This is a genomic window from Streptomyces sp. NPDC002536, assembly GCF_053594995.1.
Map to the genome: position 1 here is coordinate 1 of NZ_JBSFWU010000034.1, position 19,419 is coordinate 19,419.

Genomic DNA, 19,419 nt, shown 5'->3' on the forward strand with positions numbered 1-19,419 from the left:
GCCCGGGACCCCCGGGGTAGTGCGTCGGCTGCAGGAGCGTCGTGGCTGATCGCGCAGTTCCCCGCGCCCCTGACGGGGCGCGAAGATCCACCGGACAGGCCCTGGTCCCTTCCCTCAGAGGCGAGTCGGCTCCGGGATCTCCTGCTCGGCCCAGATGATTTTGCCGGTCGCCGTGTAGCGCGTCCCCCAGTGCGCGGTGAGCTGGGCGACGAGGAAGAGGCCACGGCCGCCCTCGTCCTCCATGGCCGCGTACCTCAGGTGCGGCGAGGTGCTGCTGGCGTCGTGGACCTCGCAGGTGAGGCGGTTGCCGTAGAGCAGGCGGACGAGGATGGGGGCGCTCGCGTAGCGGATGGCGTTGGTGACCAGTTCGCTGAGGACGAGCTCGGTGGTGAACTCCAGCTCGTCCAGGGACCATTCGCGCAGTTTCCGGAGGGCCCGGTTGCGGGAGTCGGCGACGGCGGCGAGGTCCGGCGGCACCTCCCACTGGGCGATGCGGTCGGCAGGGAGGGCTCGCGTGCGGGCGACGAGGAGCGCGATGTCGTCGTCCTGCCGATCGGGCACCAGGGTGTCGAGCACGGCGGTGCAGGTGTCCTCGGGAGTGCGGCCGGGGCGGGCCAGCGTGGTGCGCAGGAGGGCGAGCCGGGCGTCGACGTCGTGGGCGGGGTGCTTGAGGAGGCCGTCGGTGAAGAGGACCAGGCTGCTGCCCTCGGGCACGGACAGCTCGGCGGCCTCGAAGGGGATGCCGTCCACGCCCAGGGGCGGGCCGGTCGTCAGGCCGGGGAACTCTGTGGTGCCGTCGGGCAGGACGAGGGCGGGCGCCGGGTGACCGGCCGTGGCGACGGCGCAGGTGCCGGTGGTGGAGTCGTAGACGGCGTACAGGCAGGTGGCGCCGGCGACCTTCGGCTGCCGGTCGGCGGCCGCGGTCTCCTGGTCGATGCGGGCGGCCAGTTCGTCGAGGTGGCCGAGGAGTTCGTCCGGCGGCATGTCGAGGGTGGCGAAGTTCTGCACGGCGGTGCGCAACCGGCCCATGGTGGCCGCGGCGTGCAGGCCGTGCCCGACGACGTCGCCGACGACCAGCGCGACGCGCGCGCCGGGCAGGGGGATGACGTCGAACCAGTCCCCGCTCACACCGCCGGGAGCAGGAAGGTAGCGGTGGGCGACCTCGAGCGCGCGCTGATCGGGCATGCCGCGCGGCAGCAGGCTGCGTTGCAGGGCGACGGCCATGGCGTGCTCGCGGGTGAAGCGGCGGGCGTTGTCGATGCAGACCGCGGCCCGCGCCGACAACTCCTCGGCCAGGGACAGGTCGTCCTCGTCGAGAGGGGCGCTGTCCCCGGTGCGCCAGAAGGTGGCCACGCCCATCAGGACGCCGCGTGCGGAGAGTGGAACGGTGATGACCGAGTGGAAGCCGTGATCGAGGACGTGCCGGGTCACGGATTCGTCGGACGACAGGTCGTGGGGGCCGGTCCGTACGTCCTTGACCAGCACGGAGCGTCCGGTGGTGAAGCTCTCGGCCGTCGGCGCGGTGGTGGGGCAGGCATGGACCCGGTCCCGGCAACCGGCCGCCACGCGCAGCAGTTCCGTTGCCGTGTTCTCCGTGCCCGGCTGCGGTTCCTCACCGCTCAGGACGGGTTCGGCGAGGTCGACGGTGGCGCAGTCGGCGAACCGGCGGGCCACGTCGGCCAGTTCCTGGGCGGTGCGGCGGACGTCCAGCGTGGTGCCGATGCCGGTGCTCGCCTCGTACAGCAGGCGCAGCCGTTGCTGGGCGAGCTCGACCTTCTCGGAGAGCACGTGCAGTTCCGTCGAGTCCCGCAGCGTGGCCACGCCACCGGGAGGGCCGCCCGCGCGGTCCGTCCGCCGGCTGTTGACCAGCAGCTGTCGGTCTCCGACCGGTACCACCTCGTCGCTCGTCGTCCGACGGAAGCGCAGGAGGTCGGCGAGCCGGGGCGGGAGACCGAGGTCGCCGACCGGAATGCCTTCCACCGTCCGCGGCAGGTCGAGCAGTCGGCGGGCTTCGTCGTTGGCCATCAGGACCCGGCCGTCGCCGTCGACGATGATCACGCCTTCGCGGACCGAGTGGAGCACGGCGTCGTGGTGCTCGTACATCCGCGTCATCTCGGCCGGGCCGAGGCCATGGGTCTGCCGCCGCAACCGTCTGCTCACCCAGGCCGTTCCCACCGTCGACAGGCCCAGCGCCACCGCCCCGGCACCCAGCATGATCGGCACGTCCTGCAGGACGGCGCTGCTCACGCGGCGGACTGTCACCCCTGATGCCACCATGCCGACGACGGTGCCGCCCGCGTCCGTCACCGGGACGATCGCCTGCACTTCCTCGCCCAGCGGGGAGGTGTCGGTCTCGGTGGAGGCACGGCCGTTCTGTGCCGGGCCGAGATTGCCGTGGAACGTCTTCCCGATCAGCTCCGTCTTGCGGCTCGTGTAGCGGATGCCGTCGCGGTTCATCACGGTGACGAAGTCGATGGCGGCCCGGGTGCGGACGGCCTCGGTCAGGGGCTGGAGCACCGATGTCGGATCGGGCCCGTGCAGGGCGTCCACCAGACCGGGGCCGTGGGCGAAGGCCTGGGCCGTGGCGAGGGTCTGCTCGCGTGCCGCCTGGATCTTGTCCGCCCGCTCCTTGAACAGCAGCGTGGTCGCCACGGCTGCGACGAGCAGCAGGGCGATCAGGAACTGCAGCACGAACATCTGTCCGGCGACGCTGCGCAGCCAGGCCATCGGGTCCGGACGCCGCCTCCCCGTCCTCCGGGAAACCGGGTCCGGCAGTTCGCGCCGGAAGCGGCGGGGGAATCGGGACATGGCCACCTGTGTACCGCGCGCACCTTGTGGGAACACCGCGCACCACGCCGATTCCCCCGACCGCCGCGGCGCCCGTCAACCGGTGAGCGCTGCCGCGGTGGCGCGGGCGAAGGCCTCCGGGTTGTCGAGCATGACGTTGTGCCCGCAGTCCGGGACGGGCACCACCTCCACCCCGGCGGCGGCGAGCGCATCGGCGCCGTGCAGCGGCCCGTCGGCCTCGGGGAACAGGAAGGTGCGGGGTATCTCCAGGCCCAGCAGCAGTTCACGCATCGTGGGAACGGTGCCCCTGACGAGGTGGGCGGCACTGCGGTACAGCGCCTCGCGGCCGGCCAGCCGCATCGTGGACCACCAGTGCGGGCCGACCCGGTCGCGGACCTCGCGCCAGCCCCGCTCCACGAACTCCCGCTCGGAGTACGCCGCGATGCCGCTGCTGCCGCCGGCGCCCGGCGTGCGGGGCAGCGGGTCGAGGTTGGCGTCGACCAGCACCAGCCGTGAGACCAGATGCGGGTGCCGCGCGGCCAGGACGACGGCCACCGAGCCGCCCATGCTGTGCGCGATCAGCTCGGCACCGGCCACCCCGGCGGCGTCCAACGCCGCGGCGAGGGCGTCGGCGTGCGACTCCAGGGTGTAGTCGAAGTCGGTGGGCCGGTCGCTGATGCCGTGCCCGAGCAGGTCGACCAGCAGCGAGCGGCGGCCGGCCAGGAGCGGGTGGACGGCGACCTCGGTGAAGTAGGCGGGCGAGGTGGCGCCGAGCCCGTGGACGTAGACGCGGGACGGTTCCTGCCCGGGCAGTTCGACCCAGCGGACCCGGTCGCCTCCGGGTGTCACGGTGGCGTGGTGCATGCGGTGGTTCCCCCTGTGATGGTGCTCAAGATCAAGATCAGCCGCCGGTGAGGCTACTGGACGCAGAACTCGTTGCCCTCCGGGTCGGCCATGGTCACGTGGCTGCCGGCCGGCTCGTCGACGACCTGCAGCACCCGGGCACCGAGCCGTTCCAGGCGCTTCACCTCGTCCTCGCGCTTCTCCGGGCCCACGTGCAGGTCCATGTGGAGACGGTTCTTGCCCTGCCTGGGCTCGGGGACGGTCTGGAAGAGGATGCGGCGGCCGAGGCCGATGCCGGTCGATGCGTCGACCGGGTCCTCGGGGTGGCGCACCGCGGCGGCGTGCGTCCAGGCCTTGCGGCCGTCGACGACGGTGAGGAGCTCGTCGCCGATCGCGCCCATGCCGAGCAGCCGCTCGATGAGCACGCTGTTGTCCTCCACCTCGTAGCCGAGGGCCTCCGCCCAGAAGGCGGTCAGCCGCAGGGGGTCGGCGCAGTCGACGACGAGCTTCCAGTGCACGGCCATCGGATCCTCCGGTGTCCACGGGGCCCGTCCGGAACGCGGACCCCTCCACGGCAGGATCATCGCGCACGGCTATGACAATGCGTCCGGGGCGATGACCAGGATGGCGACGTCGTCCTGGAAGGCGAGCGTGTGCCGCGGCAGGTCGGTGTCGAGGAAGTCGACGACCTCGACGGGCCCGGGCGCCGGCCGCCCGGCGAACCGGGCGTCGAGCCGGTCCAGCAGCGGATAGAAGGCTCCGTCCGGATCGCGGGCCTCGATCAGCCCGTCGGTGCACAGCAGCAGGATGTCGCCGTGGGCGACGGGGTGGGTGTAGGCGACGGGACGTTCGGACGAGAGCGCCGCCAGCCCCAGCGGGAGGGAGGGCGGCCCGCTCAGGACGCGGACCTCGCCGCCGGAGATCAGAATCGGCTCGATGTGCCCGCAGTTGACGATCGTCACCCGGCGCGCGAGGTGGTCGTACTCGACCAGGGCCGCGGTGACGAAGAGTTCGTCGTCGGGGATCTCGGCGGCCTCGCGGGCGATGCACCGCTGCATGCTGGTGGCGACCGCGAGCAGGCCGCCGGGTTCGTGTGCGGCCTGCCGGAAGCAGCCGAGCAGGTCGGCGACGGTCCGCACGGCCTGCAGGCCCTTGCCGCGCACGTCGCCGATGACGGCGCGCTCCCCGGCCTCGGTGGCGCGGATGTCGAAGAGGTCGCCGCCGACCACGGCCTCGGCGGGGCGGTAGAGACCGGCCGCCAGCACATGGCCCACGCGCTCGGGCACGGGCCGCAGCAGGGTGCGCATCAGGGCCTCGGCGACCGAGTGGGAGTGGACCAACCGGGCCTGCTGGTGCCGCCGGTGGGCGGCCAGGGCGGTGCCGAGGATGCCGACCAGGGCGGTGGAGACGTACGCGCCCACGTAATGGCGCTCGAACGCGAAGTGGGCCGGGCGGCCCGCGCAGCACAGGGTGCCGGCCAGCACGCCCTCCATCGCGGCGGCGAAGACGGTGATGGCGGCGACGGCGACGGGCCCGTAGGAGTAGGCCGCCACCACGGGCAGCGCGATGAGCAGGAAGCTCACCGGCCATTCCACGGGGGTGAGCGGTTCGAGCAGCAGGACGAACGCGACGTAGGCGGCGGGCATCCAGCGCATCCAGCCCGGCGTGGTGGGCTCCTCGAGGACGGAGTCGCTCAGTCTCACCGCGCGGTGCTCCCCGGCCGTGCCGGCGCCGCCCCGGTGTTGCCGGTTCACCTAATGCCCCCAGCGGAGTCGCAGCTCAGGGCCCACAGCGTGCCGTGGCCGGGCGGCCCGCACCGGCCATTACGCCGTCAGCGGCATGTCACAGACCGTCCGGCACGGTGGCTGTCGGGCCGGATATCCCCTCTACTGGGCATGACGGAACAGCAGGAGAGGAGACGCCATGCAGAAGATCACGACGTTCCTGTGGTTCGACGACCAGGCCGAGGAGGCGGTGGAGCACTACATGGCCTGCTTCGGCGACTCCCGCATCGTGGACGTGCGGCGCTACGGAGAGGCCGGCCCGGGCCCGGCGGGCACGGTCATGACGATCGTCTTCGAGCTCGCCGGACAGCGCTTCATCGCCCTCAACGGCGGCCCCCAGTACACGTTCAACGAGGCCGTCTCGCTGTTGGTCGACTGCGCGACGCAGGAAGAGGTCGACGAGCTGTGGGCGAAGCTCTCCGCCGGCGGTGAAGAAGGCCCGTGCGGCTGGCTGAAGGACAGGTTCGGCCTGTCGTGGCAGATCGTCCCGCGCAGGCTCATGGAACTGCTCGGCGACCCCGACCCCGCCACGTCGGAGCGGGTCATGAAGGCCATGCTCGGCATGAAGAAGATCGATATCCAGGGGCTCGAGGACGCCTGCGGGCAGTGAGCCGGACCCGGCCGCGAGGGCGCCGGGTAGGGTCAACGACCATGAAAATACTCGTGCTTGGCGGTACCTCGTTCGTGGGCCGCGCCATCGTGGAGGACGCCCTGCGCACCGGCGCCGAGGTGAGCCTGTTCCACCGGGGCAGGACAGGGGCCGATCTGTTCCCCGGGCTGCCCCGGTTCATCGGCGACCGGGACACCGGTGACTACGACGCCCTCCGCGAGGGCAGTTGGGACGCCGTCGTGGACGTCAGCGGCTTCCGTCCGCGGGACGTCCGGCAGGCGATGGACGCGCTGGGCGACCGCGTCGGCCGGTATCTGTTCATCTCCAGCCACGCGGTGTACGAGAGCGCAGGGCTCGCCCCCGGCTCGACCGAGGACACCCCGAGGCGTGAACCCCTGCAGGACGCCGAGGTCCTCGACAACGAGACCTACGGCCGGCTCAAGGTGGCCTGCGAGGACGCCGCGGTGGCCCGCTACGGCGCGCGGGCGACGATCGTGCGGCCGGGCAAGGTGGCCGGTCCGTACGACCCGACGGACACGTTCACGTACTGGGTGCGCCGGGCCGCGCGCGGGGGACGGGTGGCGTTGCCCGCCGACCCGGAGCAGCCGGTGCAGGTCGTCGACGCGCGCGATGTGGCACGCCTGGTGGTGCAGTTGCTCGCCGACGACCGGTCGGGGGCGTTCCACGCGGTGGGTCCGGCCGAGCCGGTCACGCTCGGCGGGCTGATCGAGACCTGCGCGCGAGTGGCGGGCACCGAGGTGGAGGTCGTACAGGTGCCGGCCGACGGTGTGCCGCCCATGTTCCCGCTCGTGCGCCCGCATTGGCCGTCGCAGCAGCGCAGCCCGGCACGCGCCCGGGCGGCGGGGATGCCGGCCACCCCGCTGGAGAAGACGGCTGCCGACGTCCTGGCCTGGGACCGCGAGCGCGGCGAGCCGCCCCTGCAGCGCGGGTTCTCCCCGGAGGAGGAGCGGGTGTTGCTCGCGCGGCTGTCCGGCTAGGCCGTGTCCGGCGGATCTTCGTCACGCGGCACCGCAGTCGACGTCCCGGGGCTTCGCCCCGGACCCCCCGAGGTGGTGCTTCGGCCGCGGGCCGTGGGTGGCTGGTCGCGCAGTTCCCCGCGCCCCTTACGGGGCGCGAAGGTCCGCCGGACACGGCCTAGAGTGACGGCATGCCGCCCCTGATCATCTTCTGCCGTGATCCGCTCGCGCCCCGGCGCGTCGACCCGCACTTCGCCGACGAGGCGCAGGCCGCCCGCGGGCTGGGGCTGCAGGTGGCGTTCCTCGACCACGACGCGCTCCTCGCCGGGGACGTGCGCGGTGCACTCGCGGGGGTGCCGCGCGACGCCGGCACGGCGTGGTACCGGGGCTGGATGGTGCCCGCCGGCCGGTGGGCTGAACTCGACGGCGCGCTTGCCGACCGCGGGGTCACGCTGCTCACGTCCGCCGAGCGGTACCGCCGGGCCCACGAACTGCCCGGCTGGTACGGCACGTTCGCCGAGTCGACGCCGCGCAGCGCGTGGTGCGCGACGGCCCCCGGCCGGGTGCCTGCCGCAGCGGAGCTGTCGGAGTGCGCCGCGGTGCTCGGTCCCGGTCCCGGCATCGTCAAGGACTTCGTGAAGTCGCGGAAGCACGAGTGGGACGAGGCCTGTTACGTCCCCGACCTCGCCGACACCGGCCGGCTCGCCGCGGTCGTCGCCCGGTTCGTCGAGCTGCAGGACGCGTTCCTGGCGGGCGGCGTGGTGCTGCGCGCCTTCGAGCGCTTCGCGGACACCGGCGAGGCGCGGGTGTGGTGGGTGGACGGCGTCCCCGTCGCCACCACGGCCCATCCCGACACCCCGGACCGGCTGCCCGAGCCGGAACTGGCGGGCGTGGCAGCCCTGGTCGCCGCCCTGGACTGCCGGTTCGTCACGACCGACCTCGCGCAGCGCGAGGACGGCGCGTGGCGGGTCGTCGAGGTCGGGGACGGGCAGGTGAGCGACTGGCCGGCGGAAGCCGAACCGGAGCCCCTGCTGCGCGCCCTGGCCGCAGTGGGGGAGACGGGCGCCTGCGGCGAACGAGTGAGCGTTCGGAACTTCCCCGCCTGAGGACGGTTACCCAGGTGACCTCCCCTCGGAGGACATCCCTCGCAGGCGAAAGGCAAGAACGTGCTCAGGAAGGTACTCGCGACGGCCGCCCTGACGGCATCGGCTGCCGGTGTCATGGCCGTCCCCGCCGTGGCATCGGGCGGCACTTCGGGACACGACGCGAAGAGTGAATTCGGCAGCACGGAGGCCGGGGGCAAGGACAGTCCCACGATGAGCATCCTGCAGGGCGCGCTCAACGATCCGTGCGTCGGCATCGGCCGACTCAATGCCAATTCGCTCCTGTTGATCCTCAACATCGGGATCCAGGACGTCCCCGTCCTCTCCCAGCAGCACCAGTCGCAGTGCACCGAGAACTCCGTCATCCAGGACGGCGACGCCGCGCTGTCGCACCTGCTGGACCGGATCCCGGTGGTGTCCGGCAACGGTTCCGGCGGCCGCTGAGTCCGCCGGCACCGGCCGGAACCGGCCTCCGCGAGCCGCGGGGGCCGGCGTTCCGGTCGCCCGGGCCGGCGGGTAGAACGCGAAGTCACCCCGCTGCAGCCGCCGGGACCGGCCGTCGGCTGCAGCGGGAGGCGCACAGCTGTCGGCGTACGGCAGGGCCCGTCCGGAGTCCGGACACGCGGCCGCCGGGTGCGTGACGAGGACCCATACGATTACGACACATGCGTGCAACGGGCGGCCACGCACGGACGCGTTGCCGTCTCGGCATGCGTCCGCGGTGTGCACCACGCCGCGGCACTGGCCTGAACCAGGGCTGGCCAGTGGGCGGTTCGTGACCCGGAGCGGCAGGGCGACGCCGCTGACGTGCTCGGCACAGGAGTGGAGTGGTTGCTCGGCGTCCGGTCGGCCGATGGTGCCGCGCTGACCCGCGAATCCCCGTCCGGCGACGCAGTCGTGGCATTTCCTCTTGTCCAGCTGCGGGCCGTGTCACGACCCACGGCGGCACCAAGTCGGCCCGGCTCACGGATGAAGCTGGCCAGGCACCCGATCCACTCGACATCCTCGGTCTGGCCGCCAACGTGCTCCCAGTGGTCAGCGCCTGGCTGACCAAGCTGATGCTGGACGGCTGAGCACCGGAGCCTCGTCAGCCCGGCTGATCAGGCTGGGCGCGGGACGGAACTCGACCGCAGCGTTGGACTGCTGTCGACGACCGGCTGTTCACGGTCATGGAGGGCTTCGCCGGACTGGAGAGGTTCGAGCCCCCGGTTCCTCGACTGGCTGGCTCGCTTGGCGTGGGACGCCGACGGCGGCCCCCGGCTTGGCCGTCGACAGGGGCATCGGCATCGCCCGGGCAGCCGTCACGATCGACGTCCTCGGGTCGTTGAAGGGCGGTGGACCGAGAGGAAGCGGTGGTCCAGAAGGCGCTTGGGCTGCTTGTGGTGGCACGGGCCGGAATCCGTAAGACCGTTTCGCAGTCAGGAAGGGCGTTCACTTTCAGCAAACCTGCACGGAGTTACAAGTCATCCTGCCAGCTTGTGAGTTGTGACCACTGACGTGAAGCGGGCGTTCAAGTACCGCTTCCATCCGACCGGTGCGCAGGCGGCGGAGCTGCTGCGTAGGTTCGGGTGTGTGCGGAAGGTCTACAACATGGCGCTGGCCGCCCGGACCGAGGCGTGGGTGCTGCGGGCGGAGCGGGTGAACTGCAATGCCACGTCGGCGATGCTGACCGCGTGGAAGAAGACCGAGGAGCTGGCCTACCTCAACGAGGTCTCCTCCGTCCCGCTCCAGCAGGCGCTGCGCCACCTACAGACGGCTTTCACGGGCTTTTTCGCCAGGCGGGCCGGGTATCCGCGTTTCAAGTCGCGGAAGAAGTCGCGCAGGTCGGCGGAGTACACCACGAGTGCGTTCCGCTTCCGCGACGGCCGCCTCACCCTGGCGAAGATGGCCGGGCCGTTAGCGGTCGTGTGGTCCCGCCCCCTGCCCGAAGGTGCGAAGCCCTCCCGGTCAACGTCCGTACGTGGACGTGCGGCAGTTGCGGTACGACCCATGACCGGGACGTGAACGCGGCACGTAACCTCAAGGCCGCCGGGCTGGCGGTGTCGGCCTGTGGAGCCGGTGTAAGACCTCAACGGGAGCCCTCCCGGACGGGGCAGTCGGCGACGAAGCAGGAAGCCCTACAGCGCGAGCTATAGGAATCCCCCCTCGTTCACGAGGGGGGAGGAAGCCAAGGAGTCCGACAAGAACAACCCGGAGACCGGCGTCGTCCTCTCCGGCGGCCAGCGCCAACGGCTCGCGCTGGCGCGGGCGTTCCTGCGGGACCGGCGCGACCTGATGATCCTCGACGAGCCCTCGGCCGGCCTGGACGCCGAGGCGGAGCACGAGGTCCACACCGCCCTGCGGCGGCACCGCGGCCGGCGGACCAGCCTGCTGATCTCGCACCGGCTCGGAGCGGTGCGCGACGCCGACGTGATCGCCGTGCTGGAGGACGGCCGCATCGTCGAACAGGGCACGCACGACCGGCTCGTCGAGGCGGACGGGCGGTACGCGCGGCTGTTCACCCTGCAGGCCACCGGCTACCGGGCCGCCGGGGCCCCGGGGGACCCCGCGTTCACGGGAGACCCCCGGTGACGGCGGCGCCGGCACGATGGGTCCTGCCGGTCTGCGGGGCACTGGCCGCGGCCGGCCTGGCGGTGGCGGCGCGCAGGGTGGTGGTGGTCACCGTGCGCGGGGAGAGCATGGCGCCGGCCTTCCGCGACGGCGACAGGGTGCTCGTGCGGCGCGGCCGGCGGCCGGCGGTGGGCGAGGTGGTGGTGGCCGAACGCCCCGCGGCCGGCGGCACCTGGCCGGGGCCGCCCGTGCGCGCGTCGGACGGCGCGGCGGCCGTGCAGGGGAGGGTGTGGCTGATCAAGCGGGTGGCCGCGGTGCCCGGCGACCGGATCCGCTTCCGCGGCACCGGCGGTGCGGAGCGCGTGCCGCCCGGCCGGCTGGTGCTGCTCGGCGACAACCGGGCCGTCAGCCACGACTCGCGGCACCTGGGGTACTTCCCGGCCGACCGCGTGCTGGGCCGGGTGCTGCGGTGGAGGTCAGGGGCCTCCTGAGCGCCGTTGCCCTACGTTCACCCGGCGGTGGCCCGTCGTTCGCAACCCGGTCTTTCCTTCATCGCCGTCATGCCCTCATACTGAGCCGCCCACGTCATATTCGTTGAAAGATCCACGACAGAGTGCCCATACCTGTTTTCCTCCACGGCCGCTCCGTGCGGCTGGAGCCGCTCGGCGAGCAGCACATCGAGGCCCTGGCCGCCGCGGCCGGCGAGGACCGCAGCAGTTTTCTCTTCACCCCCGTGCCCAGCGGCGTCGAGGCGATGGAACGGTACGTCCACGACGCCCTGGAGGCCCGGGCTGCCGGCCGTGCGCTGCCCTTCGCCACGGTGCGGACCGCGGACGGCGCGGTGGTGGGCTCGACACGGTTCTGCGAGCTGGACTACTGGCAGGGCCCGGTGCTCTGGCCGCCGGCCCCGCGCGGACCATTGGGCGATCCGCTCACCGCGGTGCCCGACGCGGCGGAGATCGGCGGCACCTGGCTCGCGGCGGGCGCCCAGGGTACGGGGATCAACACCGAGACCAAACTGCTCATGCTGCGCCACGCCTTCGAGACCTGGGGTGTCCGCCGCGTCTCGCTGCGCGCCGACGCCCGCAACCTGCGCTCGCGCGCGGCGATCGAGCGCCTGGGCGCGGTCCTCGACGGGGTCCACCGGGCCCACACCCGCGGCCTGGACGGCATGGTCCGGGGCACGGCCTTCTACTCGGTCCTCGACGAGGAGTGGCCCGCGGTGCGGGACGGGCTGGAGCAGCGCGTGGGGCGGCAGTTGCGCCCCCTCGTCCCAGCCGCGTAACAGGAGAACGACCGAAATCCACCGATGTGTACCGGTCGCTTGTGGGATCAGGTCCAGGTGTGTCACGGGATATGCGGATTCACTGAACTGACGGGGTGTATCACGCGGTAACAACCACGTATTTGTGTGAGGGAAGTGTGTGCGAAGATTCCGTCGCCCGGTCCGCTCGGGCCGGGAGGCAAGGAGTCACTACGTGAAGAGAAAGACGCTGAAAATCGCCGTCGGCGTGGCAGCGGCTGCGGGCGTGGGGGCAGTGCTGCTGCCCAGCACCTTCGCGAACGCGGGCGAGGCCCGCAACACCGTGGACAAGGCGACGGCCGCATCCTTCGGCCGCATAGCCGACGATGTGATCACCCAGCGCTCGTCCGTGCTCGTCGACGGCAACCGTCAGGGCAGCCGAATAGAGACGAACGAGAAGAAGGTCCGTCTCTCCAGCCGCTGGGAGCGCAACGAGGAGGACGGCCTGTCCTCGCTGCGGACCCGCAAGAAGCGCCTCAACTCCCTCGGCGAGGCGTACACCGGGTCCGAGACCCGGGTCACCACGGACAGCACCTCGGTCAACGGCGGCCGTGCCACGGTCGTCGTCACCGAGGTCACGGTCTACCACTACAAGCAGCTCCGTGGCGACGAGCCGCGCACGACCGGCTTCACGGCCCATCACGAGCTCAACTTCCACCGCGTGTCGGGCGGCAAGTGGGAGCTCGCGGACATGAAGCCGCTGGACGACGGCCCCCGGGCCATCAACCAGCCGCAGAAGACGCCGGCTCCGGCACCGGACAAGAGCGGCCCCCTCAAGGCGACGCCCGCGTCCATCACGTGGCCCGGGCGTTCGATGCCCAAGTCCCAGAAGACGGGCGGCTACGACTACAAGGCCATGGCCGCCTACGCGGAGAAGTACTGGCGGAACTACAACCCCCAGTACCGCGACTACAACGGCCAGGGCGGGGACTGCACCAACTTCATCAGCCAGGCCCTCAAGGCCGGCGGGTGGAAGGACGCGCCCGGCTCGGCCTCGGACTCCACGAAGTGGTGGTCCAACTCCAAGGGCGATTCCACCACCTGGGTGGGCGCCAACGAGTGGTCGTCGTACGCGATGTCCTCGAAGCGGACGACCAGCCTGGCGAACGTCTACCAGCTGGACGTCGGCGACATCCTGCAGATGGACTTCGAGGGTGACGGGTCCAAGGACCACTCCATGATCGTCACCTACCGGAGCCGCCTCGGCATCCCGTACGTGACGTACCACTCCACCAACACCTTCCGGAAGTCGGTGGCGAGCATCATCGCCGCCAACCCGGATGCGGTGTACTTCGCGTACCGCACCTGATGAACGGCACCGGTCGTGCGGCTCGCTCGCTGCGGGGCGCACGACCGGTGTGCGGGGCGCGGACCGCTTAGCATGCACACATGGCCGCATTCGATCCCTGGTCTCCCGCCTTCGTCGCCGACCCCTACCCCGGCTTCGCCGAACTGCGTGCCGCCGGGCGGGTCCACTGGTTCGCCCCGAGCGGGCAGTGGCTGGTGCCGCATCACGCGGACGTCCGGGCCCTGCTGGGCGACCGGCGGCTGGGGCGGACCTATCTGCACCGCTTCACGCACGAGGAGTTCGGGCGCACCCCGCCGCCCGCCGGGCACGAGCCCTTCCATGTCCTCAACGACAACGGCCTGCTCGACCTCGAAGCCCCCGACCACACCCGGATCCGCCGCCTCGTGACACAGGCGTTCACCCCGCGCACGGTCACCGCCCTGGCGCCCGTGGTCGAACGGCTGGTGCGCGAGCTGGTGGACGGCCTCCTCGCCGAGGGCGGCGGCGACCTGATCGCGGACGTGGCCGAGCCGCTGCCCGTGGCCGTCATCGCCGAGATGCTCGGCGTCCCGGAAGCCGACCGCGGGCTGCTGCGGCCCTGGTCGGCCGCCATCTGCGGGATGTACGAGCTCAATCCGGACGAGGCGACGGCACAGCGCGCGGTACAGGCCTCCGTCGAGTTCTCCGCCTACCTGCGCGAGTTGATCGCCGACCGCCGGGCCCACCCGGCCGACGACCTGATCAGCGCCCTGGTGGCCGCCTGCGACGAGGGCGAGCGGCTGACCGAGCAGGAAGTGGTCTCCACCTGCGCCCTGCTCCTCAACGCCGGCCATGAGGCCACCGTCAACACCACCGGGAACGGCTGGTGGGCGCTGTTCCGCCACCCCGACCAGCTCGCCGCCCTGCGCCGCGATCCCGCGCTCGTCCCGCAGGCGGTCGAGGAACTGATGCGCTACGACACCCCGTTGCAGCTCTTCGAGCGCTGGGTGCTCGACGACATCGAGATCGACGGCACCGTCATCGAGCGCGGCAGCGAAGTGGCCCTCCTGCTCGGCTCCGCCAACCACGACCCCGCCGTCTTCCCCGACTCCGAGCGCCTGGACGTGACCCGCACCGGCAGCGCCCACCTCAGCTTCGGCGCCGGGATCCACTACTGCCTGGGGGCGCCGCTCGCCCGGCTCGAACTTGCCGCGGTCTTCGGTGCGTTGCTGCAGCGGGTGCCGGGCCTGCGGCTGGTGGCGGAGCCGAAGTGGAAGCCGGGGTTCGTCATCCGGGGGCTGGGGGAGCTGCGGGTGGAGTGTTGAAAGCTCCACTTCTCACAGGTTGGTGAGCTTTTCGCCCTCTTTCATGTCCTGAAGGGTGTGGTCCACGCACACCGCCAGAATGATCAGCAGCGTCGGATCCTCCTGGCTCATCACGTCGACGGCGTAGGCGTCGCGGATGGTGAACCAGCGCCGGGAGATGTGGGCCAGGGTTACGCCCTGGTCCCGGTCCTGGATGTCGAACTCCTTGTCCCAGAAGTTGCCGGCGATCCTCAGCCGCCGCCCGTCGCGCAGGCTCACCTTGAAGCGGTCCCCGAAGAACGCGAACGCCCGCTTGCTGATCCGTGCCTCCACCACGCCGTTCCGCTCGATGAGGATCGTGTGGTGGAGAGTGAAGAACTTTTTGACGATGCTGGCCACCTGGTTGTTCTGGGCGTCCACGAAGACGAAGGTGCCGCGCAGTCGGAAGAACTTCCTGTTGACCTTGAAAATTTTCTCCCGGTGCTCGGTCTCGACCCACGCCTCCTCGTGGAAGGCGAGCATGCGGTCGCGTACCAGATAGCGCATATTCCTGACCCCCGTTCACCACGCCCGTCCGGGCGGCGGCACTGTATCCCTTCCGAGCGTAGTCGGTCGGCGCGGGGGCTCCGTATGATCGAACACCCTGTACGCGATCACCGGGAGGCAGGACGGCCATGACCGACCGACGAGTTGTCATCGTGACCGGCGGGGGAACGGGCATCGGGGCCGCGACGGCGAGACTGCTGCGCGCCGCCGGGCACCAGGTGGTCGTCTCCGGCCGCAGGCCCGAACCGCTGCAGCGCATCGCCGAGGAGACCGGCGCGCTGGCCCACCCGTCGGACGCCGCCGACCCGGACGCCGCCCGGGCGCTGGTCGAGGCGGCCGTCTCCGCCTACGGGCGGCTCGACGGGCTGGTGCTCAACGCGGGGATCGGCCGCAGCGGCGCCGTCGGCGACCTCGCGGTGGAGGACTGGGAAGCCGTCATGAGCATCAACCTCAACGGCCCGTTCCACCTCATGCGTGCCGCTCTGCCGCACCTGTTGCAGGTGCAGGGCTCGGTCGTCGCCGTGGCCTCCGTCGCTGCTCTGCGCAACGGGGTCGGCAACGCGGCCTATGCCGCCTCCAAGGCGGCCCTGCTGCAGCTGTGCAGCTCGCTCGCGGTCGACTACGGGCCGCAGGGCCTGCGGGCCAACACCGTCTGCCCCAGCTGGATCCGCACCGGGATGGCCGACCGGCGCATGGCCCGCTTCGCCGACGAGGAGCAGCTGGGGGAGGGGGCGGAGGGCCTGGAGGCTGCGTACGAGGAGGCGGCTCGGCTCATTCCGGCCCGTCGCCCGGGCAGGCCGGAAGAGGTGGCGGAGGCGATCGGCTGGCTGCTGTCCCCTGCCGCCTCCTTCGTCAACGGCGCGGTGCTCACGGTCGACGGCGGGGTGACGTCCGTCGACCCGGGGACCGCGGGCTTCGCCTTCCGCATGGAGCCGCGGGGGAGCGGGCGGAGCTGACAGCCCGTCAGCAGTTGCCTGGAGCTACGACCTGGTGCTGATCGCCTGCACATGCTTAGCATGGCCATCTGTTCAACGAGGTGGATCGCAGGAGGCGTTCGTGAGCACCGACCAGCAGTGGGACATCGTCTCGGGCATCGGCATCACCGCACTGGCGGTGGCGGCCGCCAGAGCCGTCGAGACCAGCCGGCCGGACGCCCTGATCCAGGACCCGTACGCGGCCCGCTTCGTCGAGGAGGCGCGGCCGCCCGCGCCGATGCCGACGACGGCGGCCGAGGCCGAGGCCGACGGTGCGCGGCGGTACTGGCCGGACACCTCTACGTACATCGCCGTACGGACCAGGGCCTTCGACGAGTTCTTCCAGGACGCCGCCGCAGCAGGCGTCACCCAGGCGGTGGTGCTGGCCTCGGGGCTCGACGCCCGGGCCTTCCGGCTGCCCTGGCCGACGGGGACCGTCGTCTACGAGATCGACCAGCCGCTGGTCCTGGACTTCAAGCTGCGCGTCCTGCGCGAGCAGGGAGCGGCCGCCTCCTGCGAACACCGGCCGGTCGCCGTCGACTTGCGCGACGACTGGGCCACGGCACTGGAAGCGGCGGGCTTCGACCGATCACGGCCCACCGCCTGGCTTGCAGAAGGGCTCCTGCCCTACCTTCCCCCGGAGGCCGAGGAAGAGCTCTTCCAGGAGATCCACCGGCTCTCCGCCCCCGGCAGCCGCTTCGCGGTGGAGACCTTCGGCAACGTCGCGGCGGCGATGGGCAAATCGGCTGCGGACGGCAGCGTCCGCAGCATGGGCGTCGACATCAGCGGCCTGATCCACACCGACCAGCGGCCCAAGCCGGCGGACCGCCTCGCGGACCTGGGCTGGCGCACGCGCAGCGTGCCGGCCGAGGAGGCGGCCGCAGCCCACGGGCGTCCACTGAGTGACGAGTTCGCGAAGCGGGAGGCCGTGCACGTCTTCGCCCTGCTGCCGTAGCGCCCCGTAAGGGGCGCGGGGAACTGCGCGACCATCCCCCAGCTACCGCTGGGAGGTGCCCCCAGACGCGCCCGCAGTTGCGGTTGTCGGGGCTTCGCCCCGGACCCCTGGGTGGTGCGTCGGCTGCGGGCCGGTGGGGGCTGGTCGCGCAGTCCCCCGCGCCCCTACGGGGCGCCGCCCCGGCCGGCGGCCCTCAAATACGCGCCCGCCTGGGCCAGATAGAGCTGACGGTACGTGTCGTTCACCGTCATGAGCTCCTCGTGCGTCCCGTTCCCGACGACGCGCCCGCGCTGGAGCACGTAGATGCGGTCCGCCGCGAGCACGCTGGAGAAGCGGTGGGAGATCAGCAGGACCGTGCGCCCGGCGAACAGCGACCGCATGCGGTCGAAGAGTTCGGCCTCGGCGCACGGGTCCATCGACGCCGTCGGTTCGTCCAGGACGACCAGAGGGGCGTCCCGGAAGAAGGCGCGAGCCAGGGCGATCCGCTGCCACTGGCCGGGCGACAGGTCCGCGCCGCCGCTGAACTGGGGGCCGAGCCGCGTGCGATACCCGGAGGGAAGACCGGTGACGATGTCGTGCACGCCGGCCCTCCGCGCCGCGCGCACGGTCCTGGCGGCATCGCCCAGGTACCGCGGGTCGCCCAGGGCGATGTTCTCGCCCGCGGTGAGCCAGTAGCGCAGATAGTCCTGGAACAGGACGGTGGAGGCCACCGTCAGCTCCGCCGGGTCCACGACCGGCCTGCCGTCGACGAGCAGTTCGCCCGCATCCGGCCGGTACAGGCCCGACAGCAGCTTGGTGAGCGTGGTCTTGCCCGAGCCGTTCTCGCCCACGAGCGCCACCGTCTCGCCCGCGTGCAGCCGGACCGACACCCGCTCCAGCGCGGGCCGGCGTCCCGACGGGTACGTGAACGAGACCTCCCGGGCCTCCAGCAGGGCGAAGGAACGGCCGGTGAGCGGGGGAGCGGCGGCCGGTGACCCGGTGGGCGCGGCGGTGAACTTCCGCAGCGCATCGAGGTAGAACGCCGAGGCATTGGCACCACCGAGGGCCGTGCTGACCATGACGCCCTGCTGCGCGGCGAAGAACAGGCACGCCACGGCGGTGAGCGCGGACGCCGTGCCGAGCTGCCCGGTGGCCGCCGCCGCGATCACGACGGCTAGGGCGCCGGCGACCGTGGCGTCACCGGCCAGCCGGGCCAGGACCTCCCGTCGCAGCACGCGCAGCTTCAGCACCTTCTCCTTGGCCAGGACCTGGTCGTAACAGTCCGACAGGCGGCCGAAGAAGACCCCGGCCAGCCCGAACGCGCGGATCTCCTTGGCCTGGTCGCGGCCGGTGAGCAGATCGATCAGGTACCAGCGGGTCCTGCTGTTCTCGGCAAGCCGCCGGTCCAGGGCGAACGTTGCGCGCTGCCGCCACATCGACACCCGGACGGCCGGGACTGTGGCGACGGCGAACAGAGGGAACAGCCACCACACCATGGTGGTCAGCGCCGCCCCGACCGTGACCGTCGTGGCGACCGCGCGCAGGGCGGTCACGAGCAGCGCCGGGAGCTGCGGGAGGTACGCCTGCGCGGCGGTGAGGGCGAGCCTGACCCGGTCGTGGAACTCCGGATTCTCGAACTCAGCCAGCTCGGCCCGCGCCGCGGCCGCGACGACCCGCTCCACCGCGTCGCGCTCGATGCTCAGCCGGAACATCGACTGGTGGTATTCCAGGGCCTGTTTGACGAGGCTGCCCACGAACCCCATGGCCAGCAAGGCCGCGACGTACCCGGCGGACGTGCCCAGCGACTGCGCTTCCGGCGATCCGGTCAGCCCGGACAGGGCGTTCTTCCCGACCAGGACCGCGCCGCCTGTGCCCAGCGCCTGGACGCCCTGCAGGGCGAGGACGACGATCAGCCGGTGGCGGTCGGCCCGCCAGGCCGCGGAGAGGCCGAAGGCGATGAGCAGCCGGAGGTTGTTGAACGGGAGCCGTTGTGCGGGGTCGCCGTCCGGAGCATCGTGGTGTTTGCTCATTGGCCTCTCCCTGCGGGCCGTTCGTGGCTGGTCGCGCAGTTCCCCGCGCCCCTTCGGGGCACGGGGGACCGGGCGGCACAGGCAATTGCATGCCTGTGCCGCTGTGAGGGTCAGGTGCTCACCTGCCGGTGAAGACCTTCAATTAGGAGCAAGCTCCCTGGCAGCAGTACTTCTTGTAACCGGTCATACAGCACGCGCCGTCGCCGCAGCTGCTCGTACCGCAGTCGTTGTAGCCCGAGGGGCAGCCGCCCGCGCAGAACGGCGCTGTGCCGTCCCAGTAGCAGTTGGCCTCGCGGGACGCGGTGTAGGACACCATGGTGATGCCCGTGCGCGTGGTGGCGATGTCCTCGATGTTTCGCATGGTCGTGATTCCTTTTCTCTTCCGGTGTGTTCGGTGATGTGCCTGT

At 71.7% G+C, this 19,419-nt stretch carries 18 protein-coding genes and 1 pseudogene; 12 read left to right on the forward strand and 7 right to left on the reverse strand.

What is annotated here, in order from left to right; genetic code table 11:
- Nucleotides 1-114: 114 nt before the first annotated feature.
- From ACWD4B_RS15170 to ACWD4B_RS15185, 4 genes are all read right to left on the reverse strand, one after another.
- Nucleotides 115-2,727 carry a SpoIIE family protein phosphatase gene (locus ACWD4B_RS15170; protein ID WP_451421202.1) on the reverse strand — a complete coding sequence of 871 codons (2,613 nt, stop codon included), beginning with the start codon at nt 2,725-2,727 and terminating at the stop codon, nt 115-117.
- A 156-nt stretch (nt 2,728-2,883) separates the two neighbouring features.
- The gene (locus ACWD4B_RS15175; protein WP_451421151.1) at nt 2,884-3,651 is read right to left on the reverse strand and encodes an alpha/beta fold hydrolase; all 768 of its coding nucleotides are present in this window, start codon (nt 3,649-3,651) and stop codon (nt 2,884-2,886) included.
- 53 nt (nt 3,652-3,704) lie between these two features.
- Complete coding sequence (locus ACWD4B_RS15180; protein WP_451421152.1) at nt 3,705-4,154, reverse strand: VOC family protein; 450 nt, start codon at nt 4,152-4,154, stop codon at nt 3,705-3,707.
- A 69-nt stretch (nt 4,155-4,223) separates the two neighbouring features.
- Complete coding sequence (locus ACWD4B_RS15185; RefSeq protein WP_451421153.1) at nt 4,224-5,333, reverse strand: PP2C family protein-serine/threonine phosphatase; 1,110 nt, start codon at nt 5,331-5,333, stop codon at nt 4,224-4,226.
- 220 nt (nt 5,334-5,553) lie between these two features.
- On the opposite strand from ACWD4B_RS15185, the gene ACWD4B_RS15190 reads away from it, so the two are divergent.
- From ACWD4B_RS15190 to ACWD4B_RS15235, 10 genes and pseudogenes are all read left to right on the forward strand, one after another.
- Nucleotides 5,554-6,024, forward strand: a complete 471-nt coding sequence (locus ACWD4B_RS15190) for a VOC family protein (protein WP_451421154.1) — start codon at nt 5,554-5,556, stop codon at nt 6,022-6,024.
- Between the two features lie 41 nt (nt 6,025-6,065).
- Nucleotides 6,066-7,022, forward strand: a complete 957-nt coding sequence (locus ACWD4B_RS15195) for an NAD-dependent epimerase/dehydratase family protein (protein ID WP_451421155.1) — start codon at nt 6,066-6,068, stop codon at nt 7,020-7,022.
- Nucleotides 7,023-7,192: 170 nt separating this feature from the next.
- The gene (locus ACWD4B_RS15200; protein ID WP_451421156.1) at nt 7,193-8,107 is read left to right on the forward strand and encodes an ATP-grasp domain-containing protein; all 915 of its coding nucleotides are present in this window, start codon (nt 7,193-7,195) and stop codon (nt 8,105-8,107) included.
- Nucleotides 8,108-8,167: 60 nt separating this feature from the next.
- Entirely contained in the window at nt 8,168-8,548 is a 381-nt protein-coding gene (locus tag ACWD4B_RS15205; protein ID WP_391152181.1) for a rodlin, read from the forward strand.
- A 1,041-nt stretch (nt 8,549-9,589) separates the two neighbouring features.
- Nucleotides 9,590-10,239: pseudogene (locus ACWD4B_RS15210) on the forward strand (helix-turn-helix domain-containing protein).
- A 139-nt stretch (nt 10,240-10,378) separates the two neighbouring features.
- The gene (locus ACWD4B_RS15215; protein WP_451421157.1) at nt 10,379-10,675 is read left to right on the forward strand and encodes a hypothetical protein; all 297 of its coding nucleotides are present in this window, start codon (nt 10,379-10,381) and stop codon (nt 10,673-10,675) included.
- Nucleotides 10,672-11,145, forward strand: a complete 474-nt coding sequence (locus ACWD4B_RS15220; protein WP_451421158.1) for a S26 family signal peptidase — start codon at nt 10,672-10,674, stop codon at nt 11,143-11,145. Before ACWD4B_RS15215 ends, ACWD4B_RS15220 begins: the two co-directional genes overlap by 4 nt.
- A gap of 122 nt (nt 11,146-11,267) precedes the next feature.
- The gene (locus ACWD4B_RS15225) at nt 11,268-11,939 is read left to right on the forward strand and encodes a GNAT family N-acetyltransferase (protein WP_451421159.1); all 672 of its coding nucleotides are present in this window, start codon (nt 11,268-11,270) and stop codon (nt 11,937-11,939) included.
- Nucleotides 11,940-12,132: 193 nt separating this feature from the next.
- A complete protein-coding gene (locus tag ACWD4B_RS15230) occupies nt 12,133-13,266 on the forward strand; it encodes an amidase domain-containing protein (protein WP_451421160.1) in 1,134 nt (377 codons plus the stop codon).
- Nucleotides 13,267-13,346: 80 nt separating this feature from the next.
- A complete protein-coding gene (locus ACWD4B_RS15235; protein ID WP_451421161.1) occupies nt 13,347-14,549 on the forward strand; it encodes a cytochrome P450 in 1,203 nt (400 codons plus the stop codon).
- Between the two features lie 12 nt (nt 14,550-14,561).
- On the opposite strand, the gene ACWD4B_RS15240 is transcribed toward ACWD4B_RS15235, so the two are convergent.
- Entirely contained in the window at nt 14,562-15,074 is a 513-nt protein-coding gene (locus tag ACWD4B_RS15240) for an LURP-one-related/scramblase family protein (protein WP_451421162.1), read from the reverse strand.
- 128 nt (nt 15,075-15,202) lie between these two features.
- Here ACWD4B_RS15240 and ACWD4B_RS15245 point away from each other — a divergent pair, with 128 nt between their 5' ends.
- Both ACWD4B_RS15245 and ACWD4B_RS15250 read left to right on the forward strand, forming a co-directional pair.
- Complete coding sequence (locus ACWD4B_RS15245) at nt 15,203-16,030, forward strand: SDR family NAD(P)-dependent oxidoreductase (RefSeq protein ID WP_451421163.1); 828 nt, start codon at nt 15,203-15,205, stop codon at nt 16,028-16,030.
- Nucleotides 16,031-16,130: 100 nt separating this feature from the next.
- On the forward strand, nt 16,131-17,003 hold the full coding sequence (locus ACWD4B_RS15250) for an SAM-dependent methyltransferase (protein WP_451421164.1): 873 nt from the start codon (nt 16,131-16,133) through the stop codon (nt 17,001-17,003).
- 164 nt (nt 17,004-17,167) lie between these two features.
- On the opposite strand, the gene ACWD4B_RS15255 is transcribed toward ACWD4B_RS15250, so the two are convergent.
- Together ACWD4B_RS15255 and ACWD4B_RS15260 are read right to left on the reverse strand one after the other, a co-directional pair.
- Nucleotides 17,168-19,012: an ABC transporter ATP-binding protein gene (locus ACWD4B_RS15255; RefSeq protein ID WP_451421165.1), complete on the reverse strand. Its 1,845-nt coding sequence runs from the start codon at nt 19,010-19,012 to the stop codon at nt 17,168-17,170.
- A gap of 142 nt (nt 19,013-19,154) precedes the next feature.
- The gene (locus ACWD4B_RS15260) at nt 19,155-19,373 is read right to left on the reverse strand and encodes a hypothetical protein (protein WP_451421166.1); all 219 of its coding nucleotides are present in this window, start codon (nt 19,371-19,373) and stop codon (nt 19,155-19,157) included.
- Nucleotides 19,374-19,419 lie beyond the last annotated feature (46 nt).

Excerpts from the sequence above, each read along its gene's own strand:
- ACWD4B_RS15245 (WP_451421163.1), top strand. The coding sequence starts at position 15,203 with ATGACCGACCGACGAGTTGTCATCGTGACCGGCGGGGGAACGGGCATC.
- ACWD4B_RS15170 (WP_451421202.1), bottom strand. The coding sequence starts at position 2,727 with ATGGCCTGGCTGCGCAGCGTCGCCGGACAGATGTTCGTGCTGCAGTTC.
- ACWD4B_RS15260 (WP_451421166.1), bottom strand. The coding sequence starts at position 19,373 with ATGCGAAACATCGAGGACATCGCCACCACGCGCACGGGCATCACCATG.
- ACWD4B_RS15190 (WP_451421154.1), top strand. The coding sequence starts at position 5,554 with ATGCAGAAGATCACGACGTTCCTGTGGTTCGACGACCAGGCCGAGGAG.
- ACWD4B_RS15195 (WP_451421155.1), top strand. The coding sequence starts at position 6,066 with ATGAAAATACTCGTGCTTGGCGGTACCTCGTTCGTGGGCCGCGCCATC.
- ACWD4B_RS15180 (WP_451421152.1), bottom strand. The coding sequence starts at position 4,154 with ATGGCCGTGCACTGGAAGCTCGTCGTCGACTGCGCCGACCCCCTGCGG.
- ACWD4B_RS15255 (WP_451421165.1), bottom strand. The coding sequence starts at position 19,012 with ATGAGCAAACACCACGATGCTCCGGACGGCGACCCCGCACAACGGCTC.
- ACWD4B_RS15175 (WP_451421151.1), bottom strand. The coding sequence starts at position 3,651 with ATGCACCACGCCACCGTGACACCCGGAGGCGACCGGGTCCGCTGGGTC.
- ACWD4B_RS15200 (WP_451421156.1), top strand. The coding sequence starts at position 7,193 with ATGCCGCCCCTGATCATCTTCTGCCGTGATCCGCTCGCGCCCCGGCGC.
- ACWD4B_RS15215 (WP_451421157.1), top strand. The coding sequence starts at position 10,379 with ATGATCCTCGACGAGCCCTCGGCCGGCCTGGACGCCGAGGCGGAGCAC.
- ACWD4B_RS15240 (WP_451421162.1), bottom strand. The coding sequence starts at position 15,074 with ATGCGCTATCTGGTACGCGACCGCATGCTCGCCTTCCACGAGGAGGCG.
- ACWD4B_RS15235 (WP_451421161.1), top strand. The coding sequence starts at position 13,347 with ATGGCCGCATTCGATCCCTGGTCTCCCGCCTTCGTCGCCGACCCCTAC.